The sequence below is a fragment of the Listeria valentina genome (assembly GCF_011800755.1).
GTDB classification, from domain to species: domain Bacteria; phylum Bacillota; class Bacilli; order Lactobacillales; family Listeriaceae; genus Listeria; species Listeria valentina.
This window is the reverse complement of record NZ_JAATJW010000032.1, coordinates 20446-27195: the sequence shown is the minus strand read 5'-3', so window position 1 is coordinate 27195 and position 6750 is coordinate 20446. Positions and strand designations below refer to the sequence as shown.

The 6750-nt window shown below is 36.6% G+C and carries 6 protein-coding genes; 1 reads left to right on the top strand and 5 read right to left on the bottom strand.

The features are described 5' to 3' along the window. Positions 1-455: 455 nt before the first annotated feature. Complete coding sequence (locus tag HCK02_RS08660) at positions 456-740, top strand: hypothetical protein (protein WP_167629726.1); 285 nt, start codon at positions 456-458, stop codon at positions 738-740. 292 nt (positions 741-1032) lie between these two features. Here HCK02_RS08660 and HCK02_RS08655 read toward each other — a convergent pair whose 3' ends face one another. The 5 genes from HCK02_RS08655 to HCK02_RS08635 all read right to left on the bottom strand — a co-directional run bounded on the left by HCK02_RS08655 (position 1033) and on the right by HCK02_RS08635 (position 6640). Then, positions 1033-1803, bottom strand: coding sequence for an ABC transporter permease (locus HCK02_RS08655; protein ID WP_167629725.1), 771 nt, complete (start codon positions 1801-1803; stop codon positions 1033-1035). Then, a complete protein-coding gene (locus tag HCK02_RS08650; RefSeq protein WP_167629724.1) occupies positions 1796-2731 on the bottom strand; it encodes an ABC transporter ATP-binding protein in 936 nt (311 codons plus the stop codon). The genes HCK02_RS08655 and HCK02_RS08650 overlap by 8 nt, the downstream gene beginning before the upstream one ends. Positions 2732-2927: 196 nt before the next feature. Beyond that, positions 2928-3737 carry a hypothetical protein gene (locus HCK02_RS08645; RefSeq protein ID WP_167629723.1) on the bottom strand — a complete coding sequence of 270 codons (810 nt, stop codon included), beginning with the start codon at positions 3735-3737 and terminating at the stop codon, positions 2928-2930. 12 nt (positions 3738-3749) lie between these two features. Beyond that, a complete protein-coding gene (locus tag HCK02_RS08640; protein ID WP_167629722.1) occupies positions 3750-5030 on the bottom strand; it encodes a hypothetical protein in 1281 nt (426 codons plus the stop codon). Positions 5031-5461: 431 nt separating this feature from the next. Next, positions 5462-6640, bottom strand: coding sequence for an MFS transporter (locus tag HCK02_RS08635; protein ID WP_167629721.1), 1179 nt, complete (start codon positions 6638-6640; stop codon positions 5462-5464). Positions 6641-6750: the final 110 nt, after the last annotated feature.

Here is a 6750-nt window from a genome sequence, read left to right as displayed (position 1 = left end):
AATATATATTATGTAAACTAGGAAAATTAAGATTTAAGTAAGGGATAAGCTGTTGCCTTCCCTCACTTTTATTTTTCTATAACATTAAATATTATTTATCTTAATAAAATACTAACATTTTGTCAGTCCTCCAAATTTTTCAGCAATCCCTGTGACCGTTGGAATCCGATTTACATTGAGATTATTCGGATCATTGGAAACGCCAATCAACGCATAGACATTACCCAGTTTTTCAATCGTATTGAGTCCATCCTTTATACAATTCGATTATGCAAGTAACGCCCATTGCTTCTAGCCCTTTATCTAACGTATCAAAGCGTTTCACCGTGGCCATCCCTGTAGCTGAATCCATCAATCCGAGCGTCCGTCAATTGTCTTTTGGTTTATAATAAGAAAGCATTTTTGATATAATCTCCATAAAAGAAAAAATTAGAAGTCTTGGAGGTGGCATAAAAATGAGTTTTTCTAATATGATTATGGGAGAAAACGGATTGTTGGCCGAATTACGTTACTATAACACTTTTAATGAACGAATCTTTGCCGAGATTACAAACTATGTTGGCGAGCATCTTGCGGAGTGGAGATTGAATAGCTTTATACCAGTTTCAGACGCAGTATCTATCTTTAACTTAATTAATGAATTATCTGGTGGAAACCGTTTTTGGAATGAAGAAGTCACACAGCGAGTAGAAAATGCCATACTTAGATTACAAGAAATGATCAATTCATTAGAAGAATAAGCGATAAAATGAAAAAAGAGATTTATTGGAGCTTTTAAGTTTAATTCTTGAAGAAATTGCAATTATGGCAAGAATATGTAGTCTGCTATTCAGAAAATAAAAACCGAGTTGATTCTGCACTATTCTTACTTTCTATCAGCTTGTTTTGAAAATATATTGACAGTCAGTATGTCTCGCATAGAAAAACAGAATCGCTAGAATGGCCATTTTAAATGGCTTCATCCAACGATTCTGTTTGGTAAATCGTAAACATACTTTTAAAATTCACTGTCTAAACTATTTTCATCCGAGCTTAGCTTCTTAGTCCACGTCCCTTGCTAATTAAGTACCAGCAAAGCGAGTAAAGAACTGCAATGAAAAGAACGAGAATTAGCATGGAGACAACCGTTGACATATCCGTTGTTCCAAGAAAGCCGTATCTAAATCCTGAGATCATATAAACGATTGGATTAATCTTCGAAACAACTTGCCAGAATGGCGGTAACATCGAAATGGCATAGAAAACCCCACCCAGATAAGTTAGTGGTTGCAAAACAAAAGTTGGAACAATTGAAACATCATCATAAGACTGAGCAAAAATCCCATTTAGTAATCCTGCTAAAGAAAATAGAATGGAAGTCATTAATAACGTAATAATGATAATTGTCCAAGAAAAAACATGTAGTGGAACGAAGAATAGCGAAATGAGTGTTACAAGAGCTCCTACTAAAATACTTCTTCCCATACCGCCGATTACAAAGCCCCAGATAATTACATGTGTTGGAACAGGAGCAACTAATAATTCTTCAATATTTTTTTGGAATTTTTGCGAGAAAAAGGATGACGAAACATTGGCGTATGAACTTGTAATAACGGACATCATGATAAGCCCAGGAACAATAAATTCCATGTAGGAAAACCCGCCGATTTCCCCAATTCGCTTTCCAATTAAATTTCCGAAAATCACGAAGTATAAGGAAGTTGTAATCACAGGAGGCACCAGTGTTTGCACCCAAATTCGTAAATAACGGTTCGTTTCTTTTACTGCGAGACTTTTTAAAGCCGTAAAATAAAGACTAAACATTTTTCTCCCCCACTCGGTGTTCTTCTTCTGTGATTTTCAAGAACAGCTCTTCTAATCGGTTTGACTTATTTCGCAAGGAAAGGACTTTAATCCCTTGATCTGTCAACTGTTCAAAGATTTCATTTACGCCTTGATCACGCTCAACTTCAATCGCCAAGGTTAGTTCATCTTCAAAATAGCTCTTGTAGCCGTTAATTTCTGGTTTTGCGTCATAAGGGGCTAAATCAAAAATGAAAGTTTCAAATTGAAGCTTTGCAAGAAGAGATTTCATACTCGTGTTTTCTACAAGCTCACCAGACTGGATAATCCCGATATTCCGACAAAGCATTTCTGCTTCTTCTAGGTAATGTGTTGTTAAAATAATCGTCGTTCCACTGGCATTTAATTCACGTAAAAACTCCCACATTTCACGCCTTAACTCGATATCTACTCCAGCCGTTGGTTCATCAAGAATAAGTAAACGGGGTTCGTGCATCAGCGCCCTTGCAATCATCAATCGCCGTTTCATTCCGCCAGAGAGCATTCGAGCGCGAACATGGCGCTTTTCCCATAAATTGGATTGTTTTAAGTATTTTTCACTGCGCTTTATAGCTTCTTTGCGTGAAACGCCATAATAACCCGCTTGATTAACAACAATTTGTTGGACCGTCTCAAAGGGATTGAAGTTAAATTCTTGCGGGACTAACCCAATTTGTTGCTTCATTCGAACCAAGTCTTTATCAAGGTCATAACCAAAAACTTTGACTTGACCAGAGGTTTTATTGACTAATGATGTGATAATTCCAATTGTGGTCGATTTTCCAGCTCCGTTTGGTCCAAGAAGCGCGTAAAAGTCCCCTTCTTCTACGTTTAAATTAATTCCGCGTAGGGCTTTGACGCCAGTGGCATATACTTTTTTTAAATCTTTTATTTCAAGTGCATAGGTCATTTCAATTATTATCTCCCTTATCGATGATTTCATGGTCTGCTTTTACTTTAGGAAACTACGAATACCAAGCAGTTAAGCTCCATTTTATTCTAACACGCTCCAAAGTAAAACGCTTGACTCTAGACTCATGAAGGCGATAAACATTATACTTGAGAATAGAACAACCAGCAAGCTTTATGCCTGCTGGTTGTTTCTTCTATTTGCCATTTAGCGCTGCATTAAAAACCGTTCCTGCCACATTTTTTGTTTTGATCACCAGTTTTTCTGGGTCGTGCTCCAAGTAAATAACCTCAATGACCTTACCAGGCTGAACTTGGTCTAAAGCTTCTTGTAGTACTGTTTTTTTAGTGGAAACCGACTGTGTGGTCTGATCTTTTAAGACTACTTCGAGGTCTAACCAAACATTCACCTTAGCATCTGACATGCTATTTTCTGGACGCATCCCAATGACAGTCGCATAACTTGTGATGCCTTCTTTGCTAATTTTAAGTGCTTCAGCATCCATCATCCCTGTTTTTACAGCAAACTCTTCAAACAACTCTTGCATCTCTTCCTGGGTAAGCGCCTGATCTCCTGCTTTCGGAAGAGCTACCTTTTGCTGTTCATTCGTTACAACAGGAATCGGAGCGCCAATCTCTAATGCAGAAAGCTGTGTAAGCGGAATAATGGCTTTTAAACTAGACTGAAAGCTTTCCCCTGACTTTTTGATGACTTCTACTTGCATTTCAACTTGTGGTTGTTGATTGATATAAGTCCCCGTTTGGGTCAGGCTGCGAATAATTCCAAGTGCCGCTTCCCCATTTTTCACTCGTGAATTGCCGATGCCGACAAATGATAAAATAGAACTGATAACAAGTAGCCCAATTCCTCCGTAAATGCCAATCCGGAATATTGAGTTATCAAAGAAGTCGACGCTAGTCGTGTCTCGGAAAAAGATTAAATACATAATAGTTCCAAAAATTACAATAAAACCAAGTGACCATAGGATACGAGAAATATTTTTCATTGTTTCATCCACCTAACTTTCTTTTAATAATTGCACGATTTTTTTATACATATCTGAAGACTTTTTGTATTGCCTCTTTTGTTCGGCGCAAATGCCCAATACTTCATATAAAGCAACTAAACGTTCAACAATTGGATTATGTTCGAAATAATTAATGCAAGATTCTGCTTGCTCCTGCGCAAATTCATATTTCTTTTGTTCAAGTGCCAGTTGTGCTTTGTAAAAATGCAAGGCGTATGTTTGATCATCCGTTCTCGGAGCATGTTCAAGCATCTGAATGAGTGAAGACAACTGATCGAATTGTTTTTCTAAAAGTGCAATATCTGCCTGATAAAGCAGAATAAGCGTAAAAAATGTCTTTTCAATGTGTGTCTGTCGTTGTAAAAAGGCATTAAAACGTTCACTTTCTTTTTTCGCTTCCATTAGTTGCTTCGTTTTAATCAGCATAACGATGCGATTATTAAAAATCATCACTTGATAATCCCCAATATGTGCATGATCTAAATATAGAAGATTTTCTTCTGCCTTTGATAAGCTAATAATTGCTTCTTCATAGAGTCCCAAATAAAAATAATAATTACTTTGTAAAATATAAAGACTCGGAAGATGCGCTTTAAAGTTTTTTAGCTGTATTTGGTGTAAAGCTTCATTTAGCTGCTTTTTCGCTAGTTCAAATCTTTTCAGAGTAAGGAGAATTTCGATTTCGATTTTTTTAACAGCAATCCAAGCTTCTAAGTTTTCAGTGAGTAGTGGAAGTAATTGCTGACAATAAGCATTAGCCGTTTCATACTCGGTTTTAGATCTTAGAACTTGCATCTTATAAAAATAAAAAGCTTTTTTTAAAGGTGCTGGCAATTGCTTAATTTCTCTATCCGGAAACTCTTTTAAATAGAAGTTCAAGTAATTCATATGTAAATCGTTATACTTGTCTTGGTCGTTCATAGATTGATAGAAACATGCTGTCATAAGCTTTGAAGCTAATTCAAACACAAGAGCATCAGATTCTCTAGGAAGTGTGGCTACATAAGTCTCATCGATATCAGAAAAGGCGATCATCTGGTTCACAATTTCATCTGTCCCTTTTAAAATATGGTTCGAAACATCTTCTGCTTTTAGTAAATAGTCCGTTGAGACATCTAACTTTTTAGCAAAACTTGCTGCCAAATCTTCAGCAAGGATATATCGTCCCGTTAAAATATTAGAAAAATGTGGCAAAGTGATCAACCCACTCACAAGCTCTTTTCGAGTCATTCCCTTTTTGTCTATCAAGAAATTAATTCGTTCTTTTAGCATTTTCTCCCCCCTTTTTTGCGTAGTTTCTTGCTATATATGTATCTTATCATAGAAAAAATCACAAATATAGTGATTGAGCACAATGCAAAAAGATTTCTTAACGGACCTATCTAAACAACTTTTTCTCTTTTTATTTTGTAATAAAATAGGGATTTTGACAAAACAAAAAGGGTCTTGCTCATTTGAACAAAACCCTTTTTGTTAGTTATTAAAATATTATAAAGGATGAATATATTTTTGAAATTTAAATCGATCACTCTTGATTAGCTTCACTCTTTCTTCGTTTGCTTCACTTGCAAGCATATTCGTTGATACTGAAGCAAGAATTAGTCCGTCGGCAATGGCCACTTTTTTTAGATAATTATTCTGACTAAATCGGATTTTTAAGCATAAAAATACACCTCCTCATAATAAGGAAGTGTATTTAAACTTTATTCTGTGACTTCTACTGTTTTTGATTGATGCTCAGGAATGATTTTTAAGAAAAGTAAAGCCATACCAATGACAGCTAAAACAGCAGCAACGATGAAAGGATAGCTTGTTCCAAACATTTCACTGATGAGCCCTGACAAAAGTGGTGCAAATGCAGCTCCGAGCCAGCGAACAAAGTTATAAGCACCACTCGTCACGCTTCTTGTATAAGGAGAGTGCTCCATAACAGTTGTTGTAAATAAGGCATTGTTTATCCCAAGAATAAGCCCGGAGAGAATGATCAAAGTGATTCGTACCCATAAGATAGGGATAACTCCAAGAAGGACTAAAATAACCGCACAAGAAGCCAGTGTGAACTTAAGCACGTGTTTTGAATTGAAACGCCCCTCTAAGCTGTGAGCGATTTTAGCCGATCCAAGTGCAAGACAAAGTCCCCAAGCAAAAAAGACAAAGCCGATTTGAATGGCAGATAAGCCAAGGACAAGTGGTGAGTAAGCTAAAATGGTGAAGAAACAATAATAATAAAACATACCGCTCGTTGCGATTTGAAGAAACGGCTTATAAGTGAACAGATGTAGCATTTGTTTAATTGGTACTTCTTTTTTTGAACTACTTTTTTCCTTGGCAGGTGCTTTCACTTTAAATAATACGAGTAAGCAAGCGATGAAAATTAATGTAGCCGTAGCAAAAAATGGATAACGCCAAGACAGATTTCCTAGAACTCCACCTAGAAGCGGTCCAAATGCCATTCCAAGTCCCATCGCTGACTCATAAAGTCCAATTGCGTGTGAAGGCGTATGCGATAATGCGATTAACATTGTCATTGCTGTTGCAAGGAACATCGAATTCCCGAAGCCCCAGCCTGCACGAAATATAGCAAGTCCGGTAATACTATTTGAAAACCCGCAAAGCAGCGCGAAGACAGTGACAATCGCAAGTCCTGCTACAATCAGTTGTTTATCTCCAATTTTGCTAGCCACAATTCCAATTGGAATCATCATGATGGCCATTACAAAAATATAAGAAGTAAATAAAAGTTCGACCTGCGAGTGTGTTGCCCCGATACTTTCAGCAATGCTTGGTAAAATAGGATCAACAATCCCAATCCCCATAAATGCGAGTAATGATGCAGCTGCCGTAATCCATTTGCCAGCTGCTTTTTGTTTTTCAGTTAACATAAATAAAGTCCACTTCTTTCCCTAATTTATCGACCTTTCTATTCTATGCCAAAATATTTTATATGTCAATATTTACATATGTAAAAAGTTACTTATGTAAATATTGCATT

What these genes read in the sequence shown, in the direction of transcription:
- HCK02_RS08655 (WP_167629725.1), bottom strand. Translation starts at nt 1,803, where the DNA reads ATGTTTAGTCTTTATTTTACGGCTTTAAAAAGTCTCGCAGTAAAAGAA.
- HCK02_RS08640 (WP_167629722.1), bottom strand. Translation starts at nt 5,030, where the DNA reads ATGCTAAAAGAACGAATTAATTTCTTGATAGACAAAAAGGGAATGACT.
- HCK02_RS08645 (WP_167629723.1), bottom strand. Translation starts at nt 3,737, where the DNA reads ATGAAAAATATTTCTCGTATCCTATGGTCACTTGGTTTTATTGTAATT.
- HCK02_RS08635 (WP_167629721.1), bottom strand. Translation starts at nt 6,640, where the DNA reads ATGTTAACTGAAAAACAAAAAGCAGCTGGCAAATGGATTACGGCAGCT.
- HCK02_RS08660 (WP_167629726.1), top strand. Translation starts at nt 456, where the DNA reads ATGAGTTTTTCTAATATGATTATGGGAGAAAACGGATTGTTGGCCGAA.
- HCK02_RS08650 (WP_167629724.1), bottom strand. Translation starts at nt 2,731, where the DNA reads ATGACCTATGCACTTGAAATAAAAGATTTAAAAAAAGTATATGCCACT.